This window comes from Streptomyces sp. NPDC002588 (genome assembly GCF_040295925.1).
Taxonomy (GTDB): Bacteria; Actinomycetota; Actinomycetes; order Streptomycetales; family Streptomycetaceae; genus Streptomyces.
Genome location: NZ_JBEOWF010000029.1, coordinates 1 through 21,815 on the forward strand (window position 1 = coordinate 1; position 21,815 = coordinate 21,815).

Consider the following 21,815-nt stretch of genomic DNA (forward strand, 5'->3'; position numbering starts at 1 on the left):
ACTTCTACGGCGCCAACATCCCCGGCAAACCGATCAAGCAACTCCTCAACCCGGCCGGACGCTGGAAACTCCAGGAGCTGATCCGGGAATCCGTCCAGAACGACTTCCCCGCCTTCACCTTCTCCAAAGCCGACACCCCGGACGCCTGAACACACCCGATGCCCGTGCCACCCCGCAAACCGGCGGCACGGGCGTCACACGTCATGGAATCCGGGTATGCCCTTCCGCGCCCGCGCGGCCGGAGCCCAACGCTAATGTACCGTTTGGTCTAGCAAACTGATCACAAGGGAACGAGGCTCCGGATCCGCTTCCCCCCGGACGGTCCACAGGCCGTCCGGACGCGGACACGGCGCCTCGGCGACACATCGACATGACAGGCGGGGAGAGAAGCAATGCCACGACCACCGGGCCACGGGCCGGACTTCGAGGTCCGACGCCAGAAGATCATCGACACCGCCGCGGAACTCTTCGCCCGCCAGGGCTACGCGGCGACCTCCGTCAACGACCTCGGCCGGGCGGTCGGGCTCGCCAAGGGCGCCCTCTACTACTACATCGTGTCCAAGGAAAACCTGCTGATCGAGATCCAGTCCCGGGTCATGGACCCCCTCCTCGCCCGCGCCCGGCAGATCACCGCCCTCGACACCGACCCACTGGTCCGGCTCCGCCTGCTGTCGGAATCGCTCCTGACGATCATCCTGCACCGACTCGACCACATCTGGGTCTACGAACACGACTACCGCAGCCTCACCGGCGACTACCTCCAGACCCTGCTGGGCCAACGCACCGAATTCGAACACCTCGTACGCACCCTGCTCACCGAAGCCGTCGAACAAGGCCGGTTCCGCCCCGTCGACCCGAGCCTGGCCACCCTGCAGTTCCTCAACCTCCACAACCACACCTACCAATGGGCCAGACCCGACGGCCGCTGGGACGCCAACCACCTCTCCCGCGAATACTGCGACACCCTCCTGCGCGGCTTCGGCGCCCCCGGCACCCCCCTCCCCGACATCGAAGAAGCAGCCGCCGCCTTCAAACGCGATCGTCCCGAACTCCCCCTCGACCCCGAAACCGCCTGGCAGCCCACCCCCGTCGCCGGCTGACCACCAAGCCCGCGGCACCCGCCGCCCGGCCACCGGGCCGGGAACGAACGCCTCGCGATCTCCGAAGGGCTGAACTCACATGGCACGCAGGCCCCGGTCGGCGAAGGCGATCAGCCACTCGAAGCTCGCGTCGATGTCGGTGCTCCACTGGAAGCCGCCTGCCACCTGCAGCGTGGCGAAGCCGTGGCAGAGGCTGCGGAGCATGCGCAGGGCGTGGTCCACGTCGGACTCCCCGAGTTCGTAGCCGCGCAGGACCGTCGTGAACGCGCCGAGCAGCCGCTCACCCGCGATGGCCAGCGGATCGTCCGGGCCGGACGGTTCCACGCCGATCGTCGCGGCGTACCGGCCGGGGTGCTCCAGGACGAAGGCACGGAAGGCGCGCGCCGCGGCCGCCAGGGCGTCACGGCCCGCGTACCCTTGGACCGCGCCTCCGACGGCGTCGGCGGCCTCGCTCAACGCCAGGGCCGCGATGCGCCGGTTGAGGTCCTCCTGACCGCCCACGTGCTTGTACAGGGACGGCGTACGCACGCCCACCCGTTCGGCCAGCAGCCCCATCGTCAGGCTGGCGAGGCCCACCTCGTCGGCGAGGGCGGCACCGGCCGCGACCACGGCCGCCGGGTCCAGGCCGGCCCTAGGCACGGGCGGCGTCCGAACGGAGGAAGGCGAGCACGAGCGACACCACCTGGTCGGAGAACTGGTCGTGCGGGTAGTGCCCGGCGCCCTCGATCATCTCGAGGCGGCCGAGGCCGGACGGGAGGGCGTCGACGATCGCCGAACCCTCGGCGTGCGGGTCGGCCCAGTCGGGGTCGAGCGTGCCCATCACGACCAGGACCGGGCAGCGGACGTTGCCGAGCTGCGCGTCGGCGTCGGTCGGGGCGCTGCGGCCCATGCCCTGCAGGGCCTTCATCCTGCCCGGCTCGCGCAGCAGGGAGTCGATGCGGCCGAGCCGCTCGGCCCAGTCGGCCGGCTTCACGCCGGGGTAGGCCACGTCGAGGTACGAGCGCCAGAGCGGCACGCTGCCGAGGACGGCCGTGCCGAGCAGCCGCAGCATGCCCCGGCGGACGCGCTTCACCCGCAGGTCGCCGAGGCGGATCGACTGCTTGCGGGTGAACGGCGCGAGCTCGACGACCGCGGTGACCAGCGAGGGCTCCTGGGCCGCGGCGATGGTGGCGGCGCCGCCTGAGATCGAGTGGCCGACGAGCACGGCCGGGCCGCCCAGGTGACGGATCACGGCGAGCAGGTCGCCGGCGACGGCGGTGCGGTTCCAGGCCGGCCAGTCGGAGCCGGACTCGCCGCAGCCGCGCAGATCGACCGCGGCGACCCGGTAGCCGGCCGCCAGGAGCGGCGGGATCACGGCGCGGTACGCGGCGCGGCTGTCGCCCATGCCGTGCGCGAGAACGATCAGCGGGCCGGACCCCGCCACCTCGTATGCGATCGTGCCGCCGTCGACGGCGAGGTACTCGGTCATGGCCTCTCCCAGGCTTGGCTAACTTCGTTAGCCAAAAGCTAATCCAATTAGCCAACTCTGTCAACGGCATGGGAATCACCCGGCACCGGATCGCCTCAGGTGTCGGGGTGGACCAGGAGGAGCGCGATGTCGTCGCTGCGCGGTGCGGAGCGGCGGGCATGCTGCACCAGGGTGTCGGCGAGGGCGTCCATGGTGGTGGGCCCGGTCCGGGAGAGCTGTCCGGCAAGGGCTTCGAGGGCGTCGTCGAGGTCGATGCCCGGAGCTTCGACGAGGCCGTCGGTGTAGAGGACGAGCACGGAGCCCGGTGGCAGGGTGATCTCCGTGGACTCGTAGCGGGCGTCGGGTTCGATGCCGAGGAGGAGCCCGGGCGGCACGTCGAGGACTTCGGCGCGGCCGTCGGGGTGGCGCAGCAGGGGCGGGGGGTGTCCGGCGGTGGCCAGGCGGGCCCGGTGGGTGCTCAGGTCCAGGTGGACGTAGAGGCAGCTGGTGAACAGGCCGGGGTCGAGGTCGGTGAGGAGGCGGTTGGTGCGGGTGAGGACCTCGTCGGGGGCGGCGCCGGCGGAGGCGTGGACGGCGGTGCGGACCTGGCCCATCAGGACGGCGGCGTTGACGTTGTGGCCCTGGACGTCGCCGATGGCCGCGGCGACCGTCGTGTCGTCGAGGCGGATGAGGTCGTAGAAGTCCCCGCCGATGTCCATGCCGCGGGTGGCCGGGAGGTAGCGGGCCGCCACGTCGAGGCCCGGAACACGCGGCAGGGTGCGCGGCAGGAGGGCGGCCTGGAGGTCGTGGGCGAGCTGCTGCTTGGTGTCGTACAGCCGGGCGCGGTCGAGGGCCTGGGCGATCAGTCCGGCGGTGGAGGTGAGGACGGAGCGTTCCTCGGACGGGAAGTCGTGGGGACGGTCGTAGGCCAGGACCAGCGTGCCGACGGGCCGGCCCGAGGTGATCAGGGGCAGGAAGGCCCAGGCGCCCATGCCGTCCTGGAGGGAGGCGGGCGGGTAGGTGCGCCTGAGGTCGGCGAAGGTGGCGAAGAATCCCGGGACGCCCGTGGTCAGGACGCGTACGGCGGGGGTGTCGGAGGTGAGCGGGGCCGCGTCGAAGCGTTCCATGAGTTCGGCGCTGTAGCCGCGGTAGCCGATGATCCGCAGCCGGCCGTCCTCCGCCGTCATCAGGGCGAGGGCTTCGGCGCCGAAGGCGGCCGGAATCTGCTCGGTGACCTGGTCGACGACGTCGCGTACGCCGACGGCCTCGGTGAGGGTGGCGGCCAGGTGCATCAGGTGGAACAGCGTGGCCGCCCGCCCCGCTGTGGCCGTGGACGCCGACGGCGGCTGCGGCGGGCTCGTCACATGGGCTTGGGCCGAGTGGGTGGGCGCGATCTGGACACTGATGCCGGAGGCGTCCGGATGGAGGCGGAAGGACAGCCACCGGTCGGGCGGGCGCAGGGCGGTGAAGGACACCGGTTCACGGCTGAGCACGGCCGACCGGTAGCTGTCCTCGGCGGTCGGCTCGTCCAGCCAGGGCAGGGACTCCCAGGGCTTGGTGCCCAGCAGGTCGGTGACGGGCGCGTCCAGCAGTTCGGCGGCCTTGGTGCTGACGAAGGCGATCCGGCCGTCCGCGTCGAGCGAGCAGCAGCCGCCGGGCACGCGTTCGGCGAAGTCGACCGCCGCCTGTGCCTCGGCCGGTCCCGCGGCGCGGGCGCGCACGGGAGGCAGCATCACCGGCTCGGGGGCGGGCCGTATCGGACGGCCGTCGGCGGCGGCCTGACGCAGCAGCCGGCCCAGTTCGTCGCAGACACCGGTGATGGTGTCGCGTTCCGTGGGACCGAGCCGGGGCGGATGGGAGGCGGGGAACTGCAGGACCAGGCCGCCCCAGGTGTCGGGGCCCGTGGTGATCGCGGCGGCGGCCAGGGCGAAGCGGTACGGCACGACGAGCGCGAGGCGCGGGTAACGGCGCGCCATGTCCTCCTGGCCGCCCACCCACACCAGGCGGCGCTCGCGCACGGCGTCGGACACCGGGGAAGCGGTGTCCAGGGTCAGCCCCGCCCACGGCGTGGACATCTCCGAGGGAATCCCGCCCAGCACGGCCAGCCGCAGGGTCGGCTCGTCCCGCGCCAGCAGGTACAGCGCGGTCACGGACGCGCCGGTCGCCCGGGCGAGTTCCACCAGAGACGGCTTCAGCCGCTCCGGACCCCCGCCCCGGCCCGGCGCGGCACCGCGGCGGACACGCCGGTCGCCACCCATAAGCGGACGATACGCCCAACCTGCCGGAACGGCCTCCGATGGCGCCGGGGCCCCGCGCTCAGGCGGGGGCGTCGGCGGCGAGGCGGAGGTTGCCTCTGGCGTGCGGCACGGCGGTGCCCGTGTCCCGGACGACGTCCGTCCACCAGCCGGGGCCGTCCTCGATGCAGCGCAGCATGACCCCCTCCCGGATGGCCCACGGGCTGACCGTGGCCGCGCGCAGTCCCATGAGTTTCAGAGCGGTGTGGCCGACCACCGCCCCGGCCAGGCTCTGCGCGGCACGGGGCGCGGTGATGCCCGGCAGCTGCGCGCGCTCGTCCACCGGGAGCGCGGCGAGGGTGCGGACGGCCTCGCGGAGGTCCCCGCGGGCCATCCGGCGGTGGCTGAACGGCCCCCGGCGCCCCGGGGCGGCGCCACACAGCCGGGCCAGTTGCTGGAAGGTGCGCGAGGTGACCGCGGCGGTCGTCGGGCGCTCCCACCGGATCCGGGCCCCCACGTCCCGCAGTTCGTGCCGCACCTTGCGGCGCAGCGCCTTCAGCTCCGCCGCCGTGGGCGTGTCCTCGGAGAGGAAGAACTCGCGGGTCAGGCGGCCCGCGCCGAGCGACAGGGACGCGGCGAAGTCGGGCACGCGGCCGCGGCCGAAGGCCACCTCCAGCGAGCCGCCGCCGATGTCGAGCACGGCCATCGGGCCCGCTCGCCAGCCCATCCACCGGCGGGCCGCCAGGAAGGTCAGTTCGGCCTCGGTCTCGCCCGTGAGGGTGCACATGGGGACGCCGGTCTCCTGGTGCACCACGCGCAGCACGTCCAGCCGGTTGGGCGCGTTGCGCACGACCGCGGTCCCGAACGCCAGGGGTTCCGCGGCGTGCCAGCGCTGGGCCGTGCGGGCCGCGCCCGCGACCGCGTCGGCCAGTTGTCCCAGGGCTCGGTCGCCGATGGTGCCGTCCGGCTCGACCTGTTCGGACAGGCGCAGTTTCCACTTCGACGTGTGCACGGGCAGCGGCACGCCGCCCGCCACGTCCGCCACCACGAGCCGGACCGTGTTCGACCCCGCGTCCACCACGCTGATTCTCATTGGGCCGCAGTACCCGGGCCACCCGCACCGAAACGGCCGCTTTCGGACGGACATCGAGTCCGGGGGCGACACTATTGAATGATTGATTCAACATCTCTAGCATTTTCCGGTGACTTCAATCACCTCATCACCCCCACGCCCCTCACGTCCCCCCAGACCCCGGCGGCTGCGCTGGGCCCTCCTCCTGGCCGCCATCGGTCTGACGGTCCCTTCCCTCCCTGCCGCCGCCGCACCGGCGGCCGCCACCGCGCCACGGCCCCAGGTGTGGCCGACTCCCCGGCAGCTCGAGACCACGGGCCGTCGACTCGCCATCCCCGACCGGGTGGTGGAGGTCGTCGGACCGCACACCGACCCCTCGGCCCGCCGCGTCGTCGAGACGGCGCTGCGCTCCGCGGGCGCCGACCGGATCGTCACCGTCGGCGCGGACGAGCACCGACCGGCGGCCGGGCTCACCGTCTTCGTCGGCGGCCCCGGCGAAAACCCGGCCACCCAAGGCGCGTTGAAGCGTCTCGGCGTCACGTCCCCGGCCGGGCTGCCCGCGGAAGGGTACGTCCTCGCCTCCGGCCGTGGCGCGAGCGGCGCCCTGCTCGCCCTCTCCGGCGTCGACACCACCGGCACCTTCTACGCGGCCCAGACCCTCCGTCAGCTCCTCACCGGCCCCCGCCTGCCCGAGGTGACGGTCCGCGACTGGCCGACGGCCCGGCTGCGCGGGGTCGTCGAGGGCTTCTACGGCACTCCCTGGACGCACGCCGAGCGGCTGAGCCAGCTCGACTTCTACGGCCGAACCAAGCAGAACGCGTACGTCTACTCCCCCAAGGACGACGTGTATCTGAGGGAGCGCTGGCGGGACGAGTATCCGGCCGCCGAGCTGGGGCGGTTGCGCGAACTCGTCGACCGGTCCGCCGTGAACCACGTCCGTTTCACCTACGCCCTCTCCCCAGGCCTGTCGGTCTGCTACTCCTCGGACACCGATGCCGCCGCGCTGGTCCGCAAGTTCGCCTCGCTGTACGACATCGGGGTGCGCTCCTTCGCGGTCCCGCTGGACGACATCAGCTACACGAAGTGGAACTGCCCAGCCGATCAGGAGGAGTTCGGCACCGGGGGCGGGGCCGCCGGGGCCGCGCAGGCCCGGCTGCTGAACCGGGTGTGGCAGGAGTTCTCCGCCGGGCGTTCCGGACTCCAGCCCCTGGAGACGGTCCCCACCGAGTACTCCGACCTCGCCGACACGCCCTACAAGAAGGCGCTGCGCGAGCAGCTCGCCCCGGACGTCGTCGTCGAGTGGACCGGCGTCGGAGTGATCGCGCCGACGGTCACCGCCGCACAGGTGCGGCAGGCCCGCGCGGTCTACGGGCATCCGATCCTGCTCTGGGACAACTACCCGGTCAACGACTACACCACCAGCCGTCTGCTGCTCGGCCCGTACACCGGCCGGGAGGCGGGCGTGGCGCGGGAGGCCGTCGGCGTCACCGCCAACCCGATGGTCCAGGGCGAGGCCAGCAGACTCGCGCTGTTCACCTCGGCGGCCTTCGGCTGGAACCCGGACACCTACGACCCGCGGGCCGCCTTCCTCGCCTCCGTCCGCGACCTCGCACAGCCCGCGGCGACCGCGACGACCGCGACGACCGCGGCGACCGCGACGAAATGGCTGCGGATCTTCGCCGAGAACAACTACTCGTCGCAGCTCGACGCCACCGAGTCCCCGACGCTGACCCCGCTCATCGCCGCCTTCCGCACGGCGTACGAGCAGGACAGGGGTCTCGCGCGAGCGACGGCCGCGCTGCGGTCCTACTTCGCCGACATGGCCGCCACACCGGCGCAGTTGCGCGCCCGCCTCGCCAACCCCGGTTTTCTGACGGAGACTTCGCCCTGGCTGGACAAGCTGGGCTCGTACGGCACCGCCGGGCTGACCGCCGTGGACCTGCTGCTGGCCGGCAAGCGGGGCGACACCGAGGCGGTGTCGACGTACTGGAACCGGCTGCGGAGCGAGCGGAAGGCGCTGGACACGGTTCCGCAGCAGGTGGCGCCGGGTGTGATGGACGACTTCCTGTACCGGGCGATGATCCGCAACGCCCCCGATCCCGGCGTGGATCCCTCCTTCTCGCCCGCCTCGCTGTCCCTCGCGCCCGGGGAGAGCGCCACGGTCGAGCTCACGTTCGCCGACGACCGGTCCACCGCCGCGACGTCCGTCGACTGGAAGCTCACGGTTCCCGCCGGGGTCGGCGCGTCCCCGGACGGCGGCACGCTCTCCGTCCCGGCGGGCGGCAGCGCGACGGCCGCCGTCACGTTCACGGCCGCCGAGGGCGCCTCGGCGGGTGTCCGCTCGGTCGTGGTGTCGAGCGGTTCCGCCGGCCTCACCCGGGCGATACCCGTCCAGGTGAGCGACGGCCGGGGGACGCCACGGGCGCTCACCGCGAACTTCAGCGGCGCGTCGGTCAGTTCGCTGGACCTCGGGTCCGGGGACGGCACCGAGATCAAGGTGGGCGCCAACCCCGGCGAGGTGGTGGTGAGCGCCGACGGCCGTACCGCGTACGCGGCGAACCAGGGGTCGGACACGGTCAGTGTGATCGACGTGTCGAGCGGGACGGTCACCGGCACGGTGGCGGTGGGCCGCGTCCCGTCCGGGCTGGCGCTCACGCCCGACGGCGGCACGCTCTGGGTCGCCGACTACACGGACGGCACGGTACAGCCCGTCGACACCGGCACGCTCACCGCGGGAGCGGCGGTCACGGTCGGCTCGGGTCCGGAGAACATGGCGGTCACGCCCGACGGGGACACGCTGTACGTGGCGAACATCCACGACGCCACGGTCACCCCGGTCGACCTCGCGACCCGCACGGCGGGGAAGGCGATTCCCGTGGGCCCGTCACCGTTCAACGTGGTCGCGGCGCCCGACGGCAGGACCGTGTACGTGTCCGACTCGGGCGGTTCGACGGTGACTCCGATCGACACGGCCACGAACGACACCGAGCCGACCCTCCTGGTCACCGGCCAGGCGTACGGCCTGGCTCTCTCGCCCGACGGCCGCACCCTGTGGGTCAGTCCGAGCAACGGCGACACCGTCACACCGGTCGACACGGTGACCGGTGCCCCGGGGACACCGGTCACCGTGGGCAGGTCGGCCTTCGACGTGGGCCTGGACTGGAAGGGCGGCACGGCGTACGTCACGACGGCCGACGGCAACACGCTGGTGCCGGTCGACACGGCGTCCGGAACCCTCGGGCCCGCGCTGCCGACCGGCGCCTATCCGCTGGCGGTCGCGCTGACCCCCGTACCGGTGCCGTAGGGCCCCGGCTCAACTGGCGGTGCGCCGGATCCGTCCGGCGTACCGCTTCTCCAGTTCGAGGTTGCCCTCGAAGCCGCCGGGCACGTTGGCGGAGACATAGACCGGGGGGCGGTCGCCGGTGGCGAGGAGGCGGGCGGCGGCCCCGGCGACCGCCATCTGCACCAGCAGCACCCCGGTCAGCGTGGACAGGGCGCAGACCGCGCCGCCGCCGGGGAGTTCGAGGAGGGCGTCCCCGCGCGGGGCCGCGTTGTCGAGGACGACGTCGGCGAGGTCGACGAGCTTCTTGCCGCTGGGGTGGGCGGCCGGGACGGCCCGGGTGTGGGTGAGGGAGGTGATGGCGAGGAGCCGGTGGCCGTGCTCCTTGGCCTGCAGGGCCATCTCGACGACAACGTTGTTCACACCGGAGTTGGAGATGATGACGAAGAGATCCTGGCGGTGCGGGGCGGCGAGGTCGTAGAGGCGGGCCGCGACACCGGGCTGCCGTTCCAGCAGCGGGTCGTCGAGGACGCTCGGGTGGTCGCCGCCGTAGAGGACGAGGTCGGCCATGCTGAGCCGGTTGGTGGGCACGAGGCCGCCCGCGCGGCCGGCGAGTTCGAGGACCATGGCCTGCGAGTGGCCGGTGCCGAACGCCTGCACGACGCCGTCCTCGCGCACACAGTCGGCGATCAGCGCGGCGGCGGCGTCCACGTCGGCGCGCGCGGACTCGGTGAGGCGGTTCAGGACGGAGAGACTCTCGCGCGCGAAGCGGTCGGCGCTCACCGGTTCGGTCACGGACTCGTTGGCGGACTCGACGGACACCTGGGACTCCCCACTGGCGGTATCTGGTGGATTGAACCACCTCATACATAACTATCAGTGAATCAATAAATCACAGCCCCGGCGCCGCGGGCAATGGCGCAGCTCGCCAAGGGTGACGGGGGCCGATCTCGGTCCTGGTATTCAAGGGCTGCGTCAACGGGTGGCTGATACCTTCTTTGCATGCCCTCGACCGATGTCACCACACTGATCCGCACCGAGCTGCCCCGGCTGCCCGGCTCCCTGCGGAAGGTCGGCGAGCTGATCCTCGAGGATCCGGCCGCCGTCACCCACTGCTCGGCGGCGGAACTCGGCCGGCGCACCGGCACCTCCCAGGCCACCGTGACCCGGTTCTGCCGGGCCATCGGTCTCGACTCCTACCAGCATCTGCTGATCGAACTGGCGCAGGAGCGCGGCCGCGGCGAGTCCTCCGACTGGGGCAGCGCCGAGATCGGCCCGGACATCTCCCCCGACGACAGTCTGGAGCGGGTCGTGCAGGTCGTCGGGACCGCCGATCTGCGGGCCATCCAGCAGACCATCGACCGGATCGACCTGGACGCGATCGAACGCGCGGCGCAGGCCGTGGCGCGTGCCCGGCGCATAGACGTCTACGGCGTCGGCGGCAGCGGCGCGGTCGCCCAGGAGACCGAGACCCGGCTGTTCCGCATCGGCTGCGCGGTGCGCGGCTGGACCGAGGTGCACGGCGCCACCACCTCGGCCGCCCTGCTCACACCGGCCGACGTCGCGATCGGCATCTCGCACTCGGGGGCGACCCGGGAGACGATCGAGCCGTTCGAGCTGGCCAAGGAGCGCGGCGCCACCACCGTCGCGCTGACCGCGGACCCGCGCTCGCCGCTGGCCCGCGCGGCCGATGTGCGGCTGATCACCGCCTCCTCGGAGACCAGCTTCCGCACCGGCAGCATCGGCGCCCGCCACTCGGCGCTGATGCTCATCGACTGCCTCTACGTCCGGGTCGGACAGCTCTCCTACCAGCGCGCGAGCGCCTCCCTGGCCCTGACCGACCACATCGCGGGGGCGCACTCGGTGAAGTCCCGGCGGACTCGCTGAGCCGACCGGTAATGCATGGATGAACCAACCAAGGAAGCTATGAATGGTTGATTGAACCATCCCTCGATGCCAGGATGGGGCTCCCCCGAGCACACTCGTAGGAGCCCCATGCGTGTCATCTCAGCCGAGTCGACCGAGCTCTTCACCGGCACGGAGGACCAGCCCCACCAGGTGGTCGCCGTCGTCGTCGAGCACGAGCCGGGCCGGCCGGTCCGGCTGACCGTGACGGGCCAGGGCGTCCGCGAGGCCGGGGAGACCGTCGTCACCACCGGCGAGGACGGCAGCCTGCGCGCCGAGATATCCGTGACCACCGACGGCCTCGCGCCCGGCGACCGCCGCGAGATCACCATCACCGCCGCCGACGGGGACCGAACGGCCCGGCACAGCACCGAGTTCACGGCCGCCGAGCCCGGCTGGACCATGTTCATGGTCAGCCACTTCCACTACGACCCCGTCTGGTGGAACACCCAGGCCGCCTACACCGAGACCTGGGACGTCGCCGACGACCCCGCCGTCACCGGGCTGCCCGCCCGTACCTTCGACTCGCGCGGCCAGTCCGGCATGAGCCTGGTACGGGCCCACTGCGACCTGGCCCGGCGCGACCCGGCCTACACCTTCGTGCTGGCCGAGGTCGACTATCTCAAGCCCTACTGGGACGCCTTCCCCGAGGAGCGGGCGTTCCTGCGCCAGCTGATCCGGACCGGCCGGGTCGAGATCATGGGCGGCACCTACAACGAGCCCAACACCAACCTCACCGGCGCCGAGGCGACCGTACGCAACGCGCTGTACGGCGACGGGTTCCAGCGCGGGATCATGGGGGCGGCTCCGGAGACCGCCTGGCAGCTGGACGCGTTCGGGCACGACCCGCAGTTCCCGGGACTGATGGCGGACGCGGGGATCTCCTCCAGCTCGTGGGCGCGCGGCCCGTTCCACCAGTGGGGGCCGACCCTGTCGGTGTTCGGCGAGGAGCCGCGCGACCCGCAACGCATGCAGTTCCCCGCCGAGTTCAGCTGGATCGCCCCGTCCGGACGCGGCCTGCTGACCGCCTACATGGTCAACCACTACGGCGCCGGCTGGGCCATCGACAACGCGCCCGGCCTCCCCGAGGCGGAGGCGGCCGCGCTCAAGCTGTTCCGGGGGCTGAAGAAGGTCGCGCTCACCCGCAACGTCCTGCTGCCCGTCGGCGGCGACTACGCCCCGCCGTGCCGCTGGGTGATGGGCATCCACCGCGACTGGAACGCCCGGTACGTCTGGCCGCGGTTCGTCAGCGCCGTCCCCCGGGACTTCTTCGCCGCCGTCCGCGCCGAGCTGGAGCGGGAGGGACGCACGGCGTCCCCGCAGACCCGGGACATGAACCCCGTCTACACCGGCAAGGACGTCTCCTACATCGACACCAAGCAGGCGCAGCGGCACGGCGAGGCCCTGCTCGCCGACGCCGAGGCCTGGGCGACCCTCGCCTCCCTCGTCGCCGGGCACGCCTACCCGGACGCCGCCCTGGACAAGGCCTGGCGGCAGCTGATCTACGGCGCCCACCACGACGCGATCACCGGCTCCGAGTCGGACCAGGTCTACATCGACCTGCTCACCGGCTGGCGGGAGCTGTACGACCTGGCCGGGGCCGTGCACGCCGACGCGACCGACGCGCTGGCCCGCCGGGTGGTCCCGCTGCCGGGCGGCGCGCCCGACCTGGTCGTCTTCAACTCCGCGACCTGGCAGCGCCGTGACGTGCTGACGGCTCCCGACCCGGGTCTGGTCCCGCTGGACCTCACCGGGCTGCCGCTGCCCGCGGTGTGCGAGGACGGCGAACTCAAGGTCGTCGTACCGGACGTGCCCGGCATGGGCCTGAAGGCGCTCTCGCTCGCGGAGGGGCGGGTGCCGGGCTGGACGCCCGGCGAGGGGACGGCCATCCGCAACGAGTTCTACGAGGTGACGGTCGACCCGGCGCGCGGCGGCGGCGTGAGCAGCCTGCGCGCGCTCGGCGAGGGCGGCCGGGAGCTGCTGCGCCCCGGGGACATCGGCAACGAGCTGGTGGTGCAGGAGGAGTACCCGCGGCATCCGCGCTTCGGCGAGGGGCCCTGGCACCTCACCCCGACCGGGACCACCGTCGCGCGCAGTCGGGACACCGCGGCTGACATCGATGTCGAGCACTCGCCGGCGGGCTCCCGCATCACCGTCCGCGCCGACCTCGGCCTGTTCCGCTACACCCAGCGGCTCACGCTGTGGGCGGGCGTCGACCGGCTGGACGTGACGACGACGATCGACGGCTACGACGGCGCCGACCGGCTGATCCGGGTGCGCTGGCCCTCGGACGTGCGCGGCGGACTGCCGGTGCACGAGGTCGCGGACGCGGTGATCGGGCGCGGCTTCGGGTTCGTGGAGGTGGACAGCAAGGAGTTCCCCTGGACGCTCGACAACCCGGCCAACACCTGGTTCGGGCTCGGCTCCACGGCCCGGGTCGCCCTCCACGACGGCGCCGGCAAACCGCTCGGGCACCGGTCGATCGGCGTCGCCGAGCTGATCTTCACCGACTGGGACACCGCCGGTGAGCTGGGCACCCCGCTGTCCGCCGCCCTGGTGCGCTCGGGCGTGACGGCCACGTCGACGATCGCGGGCGGCCCACGCTACGGCGACCTCGAGGTCGACTCCAACCTGCCCGACATCCGCATCGCCGTGGGCGGCCCGGAACGCAACGGCGTCGTCGCCGAGGCCCTCGGCTGGGACCCGGCGGCCGCCCGGGAACTGCGCCGCCAGCTGGCCGAAGGGGGCCTGGCCGCCGTGTGGGTGGCGCCGCGTGCCTCGCTGCGCGAGGAGTGGGTGCCCGGCGCGGACCTGCGCGACCTGGAGCGGCTGCCGCTGCTGGTGGTGGCGGGCGCCCGGCCCGAGGACGACGCGAAGGCCGTGGACGCGCTGGTCGCCGACCTGGACGACGCGACCGTGCGGGCCACGGCGCCCGGCGCCGGTGAGGCGCTGCCGCCGGGCGACGCCTGGGACGGCCGGGGCTTCGCCGTCCTCAACCGGGGCACACCGGGCTGTGTGGTCACCTCCTCCGGCGACCTCTACATGTCCCTGATGCGTTCCTGCACCGGCTGGCCCTCGGGCATCTGGGTCGACCCACCGCGGCGCACCGCCCCGGACGGCTCCGCCTTCCAGCTGCAACGCTGGTCGCACACGTTCGAGTACGCGGTCGTCGCGGGCGAGGGCGACTGGCGCGACCTGGGCTGGCCGCGGGCCGGGCACGCCTTCAACCATCCGCTGACCGCACGGCTGCGGGAGCCCGGCGAGACCCCGGCCGACCTGCCCAGGACCGCGTCCCTGCTGAGTGTGCAGCCCGAGGGCCGGGTGCTGCTGGACGCGCTGAAACCGGCCGGTTCGCCGCTGGCCCGGGGCTCCGCCGCTCCCGCGGACCCCGCGCGCGGGATCGTCGTACGGGCGCACGAGGTGGACGGGCGCCCGGTGCGGGCGCGGCTGACGGGGCCCTCGGCGTGGGCCGAAGGGGCCCGGGCGGACGTGCTGGAACGGCCCGGAGAGTCCCTGGTGCCCGGCCCGGACGGCGCGCTGGAGCTGGACCTGACGGGCTTCGAGGTGGCCACCGTCCTGGCCGTGCCGCGGGACGCTCGGCGGGCGGAGGGTCCCGCCGTCGCCGCCCACGAACCGGCCCAGCCGGTGCACACCCGCTACTGGCTGCACAACTCCGGCCCCGCGCCGCGCGGGAACCTGCCCGTGGCCGTCCACCTCTCCCCGGCCGCGCTCACCGCCGACGGCCCCGTCACGGCGACGGTCCGGGTCTCCTCCGAGCTGACCGACGCGCCCGTGTCGGGCACGGTGGCCCTGGAGGTGCCGTCCGGCTGGAGTGCCGAGCCCGCCGAACTGCCGTACGCGCTCGGCCCGGGCGGCTTCACGCTCACCGAGGTCACCGTCACACCTCCGGCGGACCCCGTGCCCGGCCGGTATCTTCTCGCCGCGCGGCTGGCGTACGGCGGGCAGACGTTCGAGGACACGGTCGCCCTCGATGTGCCGGGCGAGGCCCCGGAAGGCGGGCCGGACGGGCGGACCGGGCCGAGCCTGGTGATGGAACTGGGCGTGGACCGGGTCGAGGTACGCCGGGGTGAGCGGGCGCGGGTGCCGGTGATCCTGCGCAACACGACCCGCGGGCCGGTGAGCGGGACGCTGTGGGCGGTGTCGTCCTGGGGCACCTGGGCCGGGGTCGGGCCGGGCTGCCAGGGGTTCACCGTGGCCGCCGGCGAGGAGCTGCGGCACCTGGTCGAGGTGGACGGATCGGCGGCCCCGCCGGGGTCGTACTGGCTGATGGCGAAGGCCGGCTGGCACGGCTGTGTCGCCTACACGGAGGCGGTCGTGCTGGAGGTGACGGAATGAGCGGGCCCACGGACGCCGTACCCGGGACAGGGCAGCGGCACGGACACCGGCACCCGGGCGGCCCGGGCGGGCCGGCCGCGGTGGTCGCCGGGGAGGAGGTCCCCACGGCCCGGGTGGAGGCGCTGCTGTCGGCCGTGCCCGCCCGGGACCGGGAGACCCGGCCGGAGGCTCTCGCGCGGGCCGAGCGGCAGCGCAGACGCTGGGCCACGCAGGTCGTGGTCACCGACGAACTCGCCCGGCGGGCCTGCGCGGAGCGCGGTCTCGCGCCGCCGGCCGAGGTGTCCCCGGCCCGTGTGCCGACGGTGTCGGGGACCGACGTCGCCGACCTGGGCAGCATCGTCGCCGTGGCGCTCGCCCACTCCCCGGCCGCGCGTCTGCTGCTGGCGGCGCTGGAAGCCGAGCAGAAGGTCCCGGAGCGGGCCGTGCGGGACTACTACGACCGCAACCGCGACCGGTTCCTCACCCGGGAGGCGCTGCGGCTCGGGGTCGACCCCTACGGCGCCCTGCGGGCCTCCGACGTCCTGCCGTACCGGAAGGTCCGCGAGGAGATCGTGCGCGAACTGCGGCGGGCGGTGGCCCGGCAGGCGTTCTTCGACTGGCTGGACCGCGCCCGGGCGGACGTCGAGTACACGGCGGGGCACGAGCACCCGGGCGATCCGTCGCACCCCGACCACGAGCACCGGCACTGAACACGCCGGTAACGACACGGAACCGAAAAGCAACACGGCCAGCCATTGACCTCCGATGAATTCTGGTCCACCTTTTCATCAATCGAAGTCCATGTTGGTGATTTGAACCAGCAGAGGACAGGCCGCGGGGACGAGCCGGCGGCTTCAACCAGTGGCTGACTGATCGCAGGAGGCAACATGCGCGCGGGAAGACTTACCGGAACCGTGGCAGGCGTCATAGCCCTCGCCCTGACCGCCGCCGGCTGCGGCCTGTCGGGCGGCTCCGACAGCGGGGACGCCACAGCCGGCGGCTGCAAGGTCGACAAGGGCAACGTCGGTTCCGGAAAGCTCACCGGGGACGTCAAGGGGAAGATCACCTTCCAGACGACCAACCTGAAGAAGGACTTCGGGGACTTCTTCAACGGGGTGATCAAGGACTTCGAGAAGGCCCACCCCGGCACGACGGTCAAGTGGATCGACGACCCCGGCGACAACACCTTCACCCAGCGCACCGTCGCCGACGCACAGGCCTGCACCCTGCCGGACGTGCTCAACCTCAACTCCGAGACCGGGACCGCCCTCACCAAGGCCGGCTACCTGCTCAACCTCGGCGTGAAGGCCCCGGACGCCGAGAAGCCGTTCGTCCCCGCGTTCTGGAACTCCAGCACGATGAAGGACTCCACGGGCATGCCGCAGCACACCGTGTTCCCCTGGTACACCGGCGGCATCGTCCTGACGTACAACAAGGACCTGCTCCAGCAGGCCGGGATCGACCCGGCGAAGCCGCCGACGACGATGTTCGGACTGTTCGCCGACTACGAGAAGATCGCCAAGGCGGCGGACGGCAAGTACTACGCGACGATGGCCAACCCGGTCTGGCGGATTCCGGCCGACTGGGACCAGATGAACATCCAGGTGCTGGCCGCCAACGGAAAGTCCGCCGTCTTCGCCGACGACCCGAGGACCACCGAGTGGGTCGAGTGGATGGCGAAGCTGTACAAGGAAGGGGCCATGCCTAAGGACTCGCTGTCCTCCAGCAACGACCCCTCCACGCTGTACAGCCAGGGGAAGGTCGCCTACGGCTCGACGAACCCGAGCTTCGTGCGCTTCGTGAAGCAGAACAGCCCGTCGGTCTACGCCAAGACCGCCGTCGGCCAGCAGCCCTTCGACAAGCTCGGCCACACCACCGGTGCCCCGCAGTACATCGCCGTCGCCGCCACCAGCAAGCACGCACCCGCCGCGCTCGCCTTCGCGGAGTTCCTGACCAACGCCGAGAACCAGACGGCCTGGTGCAAGGACCCGAACGTGGTGATCTTCCCGACGACCGCCGACTCGCTGAACGACCCCTTCTTCCAGAAGGTGACCGGCAACGACCCCTTCTCCGAGGCCCGCAAGCTCGTCGCCGAGCAGCTGAAGACCACGACCGCCTTCCAGACCAACCTCTCCCCGGCCGCGCAGAACGCGATCGTGGCCCAGGTGCAGCTGGCGATGCAGGGCAAGAAGAGCGCCAAGCAGGCCGTGACGGACGCCGAGGCCAAGGTCAACGAGCTGCTGAAGCAGGCGGGCTGATCGTGGCGACGCAGATCATGAAGCCGGTGTCGGTGCCCGGTGCGGAGCACAGCTCCTCCGCGCCGGGCCCGGCCCCGTCCCGCACCCGTCGAATCCTCCGGGCCGTGCTGCCCGGCCCCGCTCCGGGCGCCAACGGAGCGGCGCTGTACCGCCGTTGGTGGCTGCCCTGGCTGTGGACCGCGCCCGCGGTCGCCTGCGCGGTGATCTTCGGCGTGTTCCCGTTCTTCAACACCGTCCTGCTGTCGTTCACCGACGCCAAGCCGCTCGGCGGCGCGGCGGGCTTCGTCGGTCTCGACAACTACACCCGGATGCTGGACGACTCGGACTTCTGGCTGGCGACCCGCAACAGCATCCTGTACGCGCTGATCGTGATCCCGCTGATGGTGCTGCTGCCGCTGCTGCTGGCCGTCCTGGTGGAGAAGAACCTGCCCGGCATCGGCTTCTTCCGCTCCGCGTTCTACACCCCGGTCCTCGCCTCCAGCGTGGTCGTGGGTCTGAGCTGGCAGTGGCTGCTGGCCGACGACGGCCTGGTCAACACCTGGCTGGAGAAGGCGCATCTGATCAAGGACGCCATCCCCTTCCTGTCCGACTCCTGGCTGATCCTGCTGTCGGCGATGGGCCTGACCCTGTGGAAGGGGCTCGGCTGGTACATGATCTTCTACCTGGCCGCCCTGGGGAACGTGCCGAAGGAGCTGCACGAGGCGGCGTCCATGGACGGCGCCGGCGCCGCCCGGCGCTTCTGGCACATCACCGTGCCGGGCGTGCGGCAGGCCATGATGCTGGTCGGCACGCTCACCGGCATCGGTTCGCTCCGGGTGTACACCGAGATCTACATGCTGGGCAGCTCCACCGGCGGGCCCGGCGGCGCCGACCGCACGCTGCCCTTCTACATCAAGGATGTCGGCCTGGACCCGCTCACCGGCAACGCCGGTTACGGCTCGGCGGTCAGTGTGGCCCTGTTCGCGCTGACGCTGGGGCTGACCCTGCTGGCGCAGCGGCTGACGAAGGAGGACGAGTCGTGACGACCGCGGTGGAGAAGCCCCGGCGGATGGTGCCGCGCTGGCGTGACTACGGCCGCCCGCGCGAGCTCGTCGTCCGCTACCTGCTGCTGCTCCTGGTGCTCGGTATCACCGTCGGCCCGCTGGTCTGGCAGTTGCTGGCGTCGCTGAAGAGCACGAGCGAGGACGTCTTCGGCTCGAACGCCTCCCTGCTGCCGCACCACCCGACCCTGCGCGCCTACCGTCAGGTCTTCGACCAGGTGCCGATGGCCACGTACATCAGGAACAGCATGATCGTGGTGATCCTGTCGATCACCAGCCAGCTGCTGTTCTCCACCACCGCCGGCTACATGCTCTCCAAGCCCGGCTGGAAGGGCCGCAAGGCGGTCTGGGTGGTGCTGGTGGCCTCCATGATGTTCCCGTTCGAGTCGATCATGGTGTCGCTGTTCCTGAGCATCCGTGACCTGGGTCTGGTCGACAACCTGGCCGGCGTGTGGCTGCCGGGGTTCGTCGGCGCCATCAACGTGCTGCTGATGCGCGGGGCGTTCCTCGCGGTGCCCCGCGAGATCGAGGACTCGGCGATGCTCGACGGCGCGAACGAGTGGCAGCGCTTCCGGCATCTGTATCTGCCGTCCGCCTGGGGCGCGATCATGGTGGTCACCATCAACACCTTCATCAGCGCCTGGGACGACTTCCTGTGGCCGCAGATCGTGCTGCGCTCCGAGGACCACATGACGCTGACGCTGGGTCTGTCCCGGCTGCAGAGCTCGTCGTTCGGCTACGACCAGCGGGTCGTGATGGCCGGTTCGGTGATCTCCGTGATCCCGGTGCTGGTGCTGTTCGTGATCACCCAGCGCTGGTTCTACCGCGGCGTCTCGGCCGGCGCCGTCAAGCTCTGACCGAAGACCAGAGGTACGGCGTCCAGCGCCTCGCGCGCGGACGCGGCGACCCGGATCTCCACCGCCTGTGACGGTACGAACGTCTCCAGATCGGCGCCGACCATCTCCAGTTGGTCGGCGCCGAGGCGTGTCGCGACCGTGCGGCACTCCCCCGGGGCGAGCCACACGCCCTCGAACGCCCGCAGCTCCAGCGTGCGCGGCCAGACGGACGTGCGCAGCCGGCGGACGTAGAACTGGACGACGCTGCGGCCGGGCCGGGCGCCGGTGTTGGTGACGTCCACCTCGACGGTGTCGCCGGTCAGCCGGGGCGGGCCGTAGGAGAACGCCGTGTACGACAGCCCGTGCCCGAAGGAGTAGAGGGGACCGGCGTCGCCGTCGGCGTACGAGCCGTACTCGGTGTCCTTGTGGTTGTAGTGGACGGGGAGCCGGTCGGCGGAGCGCGGGACGGAGACGGGGAGGCGGCCGGCCGGTTCGGTGCGCCCGAGCAGGACCTCCGCGATCGCCTCGCCACCCCACGGCCCGGGATACCAGGCGGTGAGCAGGGCGCCGGCCCGGTCCGCCGCCTCGGGCACGGCATGCGGGCGGCCCTGGATCAGGACGACCACGGTGGGGGTGCCGGTGGCGGTGACCGCGTCGAGCAGCGCGTGCTGGGCCTCGCCCAGCCGCAGCCCGGCGAGGTCGACGCCCTCACCGCAGGTCATCTCGGACACGACCGTCCGCGCGGCCCCGTTGGCGTCGAACTCGGTGTCGGCGGTGCGGGCGCTGCTGCCGCCCAGGACGAGTACGGCCAGGTCGCAGGAGGCTGCCGTGGCGATCGCCTCGGGGAGGCCGGTGCGGTCGGCACCGGTGAGGGCCGCGCCCCGGGCGTGGCGGACGTCCGTGCCGGGCGGGGCGAGGCGGCGCAGGGCGTCGAGGACGCTCACGCCGGTGCCGGGGCGCTGCGGGGCGGTGTAGTCGCCGAGCTGGTGGGCGGTGGTGGCGGCGTGCGGGCCGAGCACGGCGATGCGCCGCACCGAGGGCCCGACGGGCAGGACACCGGCCGAATTGTGGAGGAGGGTGACGCAGGCGCGGGCCAGACCGGTGCTGAGGGCGCGCCCCGTCTCCTCGGGAATCGGTCTGCGGCGCGTGTACGGCTGCTCGAACAGTCCGAGGCGGAACTTCAGGCGCAGCACGCGGGCGACGGCGGCGTCCACGGCGGCCTCGCTCACCAGTCCCCGTTCGACGGCCTCGGCCAGATGCGTGAAGCCCTCGTCCCAGAGGCTGAGGTCGACCCCGGCGGCCAGGGCGAGGGCGCCGGCGGAGACCCTGTCGCCGGTGATGCGGGCCAGCCGGTCCACGGCGAGTCCGTCGGCCATGACCAGGCCCTCGAAGCCCCAGCGGTCGCGGAGCAGACCGGTGAGGAGGGCACGGTTGCCGGCGCAGGGCAGCCCGTCGACCTCGTTGTAGGCGGCCATGACGGCGGCGGCTCCGGCGCGGATGCCGGCCCGGGCCGCCGGGAGGTGGATCTCGTGCAGTTCGCGCGGGCCGAGTTCGGACTCGGCGGAGTTGCGGCCGCCGACGGTGGCGCCCTGCCCGGCGAAGTGCTTGAGGACGACGGGAGCCTTGTCGTCGGCGAACAGTTCTCCGGAGCCGGCGCCCGTGCCCTGCATTCCTCGGACCAGCGCCTCGGTCAGCCGGGCCGCGAGGTAGGGGTCCTCGCCGAAGCACTCCTCGGTGCGGCCCCAGCGCGGGTCCCGGGCGATGTCCAGCGCGGACACCAGCGCCACATGGCCGCCCCGGGCGCGCAGCTCGGCGGCGGCGTGGGCGGCCGCCCGCTCGTAGAGGGCGGGGTCCCAGGTGGCGCCGACGGCCAGGTTGACCGGGAAGACCGTGCCGTCGAGGGCCATGTGGCCGTGCGGGACCTCCTCGACGAACAGGGCGGGGATCCCCAGCCTGCTGCTCTCCAGGACATGGCGCTGGACCAGGTCGGCGAGGTCGGCGCTGTCCTTCGCGCCCGGTCCGTCACCGTGGTCGACGCCGGACCAGGCGTCGGCCCGCATCAGCCCGTACAGGGCGCCGAGGCCCTCGAAACGTTCGGTCTCGGCCCGCAGGGCCTCGGTGATCCGGAAGTCCCCGTCGGGGGTGGGCCGGTAGGCGTGCCAGCCGTACATCCGCTGGTTGAGCTGGCCCGCCTTCTCGCGGAGGGTCATCCGGGAGAGGAGGTCGGCGACCCGGACGTCGACGGGGGCGGCGGGGTCGAGGTAGGGGTGCGGGGCGACCGTGGGGTCCTGTGTGGGCATGGGGCGTC

Annotated in this window: 14 protein-coding genes; 8 read left to right on the plus strand and 6 right to left on the minus strand. The window is 72.6% G+C overall.

The annotated features are described in order from the left end of the window. Positions 1-392 precede the first annotated feature (392 nt). On the plus strand, positions 393-1,100 hold the full coding sequence (locus tag ABT057_RS29650) for a TetR/AcrR family transcriptional regulator (RefSeq protein WP_352346683.1): 708 nt from the start codon (positions 393-395) through the stop codon (positions 1,098-1,100). A gap of 75 nt (positions 1,101-1,175) precedes the next feature. On the opposite strand, the gene ABT057_RS29655 is transcribed toward ABT057_RS29650, so the two are convergent. The 4 genes from ABT057_RS29655 to ABT057_RS29670 form a co-directional block, all read right to left on the minus strand. Then, entirely contained in the window at positions 1,176-1,709 is a 534-nt protein-coding gene (locus ABT057_RS29655; protein WP_352346793.1) for a TetR/AcrR family transcriptional regulator, read from the minus strand. Between the two features lie 22 nt (positions 1,710-1,731). After that, entirely contained in the window at positions 1,732-2,568 is an 837-nt protein-coding gene (locus ABT057_RS29660) for an alpha/beta fold hydrolase (protein WP_352346684.1), read from the minus strand. A gap of 95 nt (positions 2,569-2,663) precedes the next feature. After that, positions 2,664-4,805, minus strand: coding sequence for a SpoIIE family protein phosphatase (locus tag ABT057_RS29665; protein ID WP_352346685.1), 2,142 nt, complete (start codon positions 4,803-4,805; stop codon positions 2,664-2,666). Between the two features lie 58 nt (positions 4,806-4,863). Then, positions 4,864-5,874, minus strand: coding sequence for a Ppx/GppA family phosphatase (locus ABT057_RS29670; protein ID WP_352346686.1), 1,011 nt, complete (start codon positions 5,872-5,874; stop codon positions 4,864-4,866). A gap of 109 nt (positions 5,875-5,983) precedes the next feature. Here ABT057_RS29670 and ABT057_RS29675 point away from each other — a divergent pair, with 109 nt between their 5' ends. After that, positions 5,984-9,157, plus strand: a complete 3,174-nt coding sequence (locus ABT057_RS29675; RefSeq protein ID WP_502973983.1) for a beta-N-acetylglucosaminidase domain-containing protein — start codon at positions 5,984-5,986, stop codon at positions 9,155-9,157. 9 nt (positions 9,158-9,166) lie between these two features. On the opposite strand, the gene ABT057_RS29680 is transcribed toward ABT057_RS29675, so the two are convergent. Next, entirely contained in the window at positions 9,167-9,955 is a 789-nt protein-coding gene (locus ABT057_RS29680) for a sugar isomerase domain-containing protein (protein ID WP_352346687.1), read from the minus strand. A gap of 180 nt (positions 9,956-10,135) precedes the next feature. On the opposite strand from ABT057_RS29680, the gene ABT057_RS29685 reads away from it, so the two are divergent. The 6 genes from ABT057_RS29685 (at position 10,136) to ABT057_RS29710 (ending at position 19,528) form a co-directional block, all read left to right on the plus strand. Further along, complete coding sequence (locus ABT057_RS29685) at positions 10,136-11,020, plus strand: MurR/RpiR family transcriptional regulator (protein WP_352346688.1); 885 nt, start codon at positions 10,136-10,138, stop codon at positions 11,018-11,020. Positions 11,021-11,128: 108 nt separating this feature from the next. After that, entirely contained in the window at positions 11,129-15,394 is a 4,266-nt protein-coding gene (locus ABT057_RS29690) for a glycoside hydrolase family 38 N-terminal domain-containing protein (RefSeq protein ID WP_352346689.1), read from the plus strand. Beyond that, positions 15,391-16,083, plus strand: coding sequence for a peptidyl-prolyl cis-trans isomerase (locus ABT057_RS29695; protein ID WP_352346690.1), 693 nt, complete (start codon positions 15,391-15,393; stop codon positions 16,081-16,083). Before ABT057_RS29690 ends, ABT057_RS29695 begins: the two co-directional genes overlap by 4 nt. A gap of 177 nt (positions 16,084-16,260) precedes the next feature. After that, positions 16,261-17,631, plus strand: a complete 1,371-nt coding sequence (locus tag ABT057_RS29700) for an extracellular solute-binding protein (RefSeq protein WP_352346691.1) — start codon at positions 16,261-16,263, stop codon at positions 17,629-17,631. Next, positions 17,631-18,653 carry a carbohydrate ABC transporter permease gene (locus tag ABT057_RS29705; protein ID WP_352346795.1) on the plus strand — a complete coding sequence of 341 codons (1,023 nt, stop codon included), beginning with the start codon at positions 17,631-17,633 and terminating at the stop codon, positions 18,651-18,653. Before ABT057_RS29700 ends, ABT057_RS29705 begins: the two co-directional genes overlap by 1 nt. 26 nt (positions 18,654-18,679) lie before the next feature. After that, positions 18,680-19,528 (plus strand): carbohydrate ABC transporter permease, encoded by an 849-nt coding sequence (locus ABT057_RS29710; protein WP_502973984.1) that lies wholly within the window; start codon positions 18,680-18,682, stop codon positions 19,526-19,528. On the opposite strand, the gene ABT057_RS29715 is transcribed toward ABT057_RS29710, so the two are convergent. Then, on the minus strand, positions 19,492-21,807 hold the full coding sequence (locus ABT057_RS29715) for a glycoside hydrolase family 3 N-terminal domain-containing protein (protein ID WP_352346693.1): 2,316 nt from the start codon (positions 21,805-21,807) through the stop codon (positions 19,492-19,494). The genes ABT057_RS29710 and ABT057_RS29715 overlap by 37 nt on opposite strands. Between the last annotated feature and the right edge of the window lie 8 nt (positions 21,808-21,815).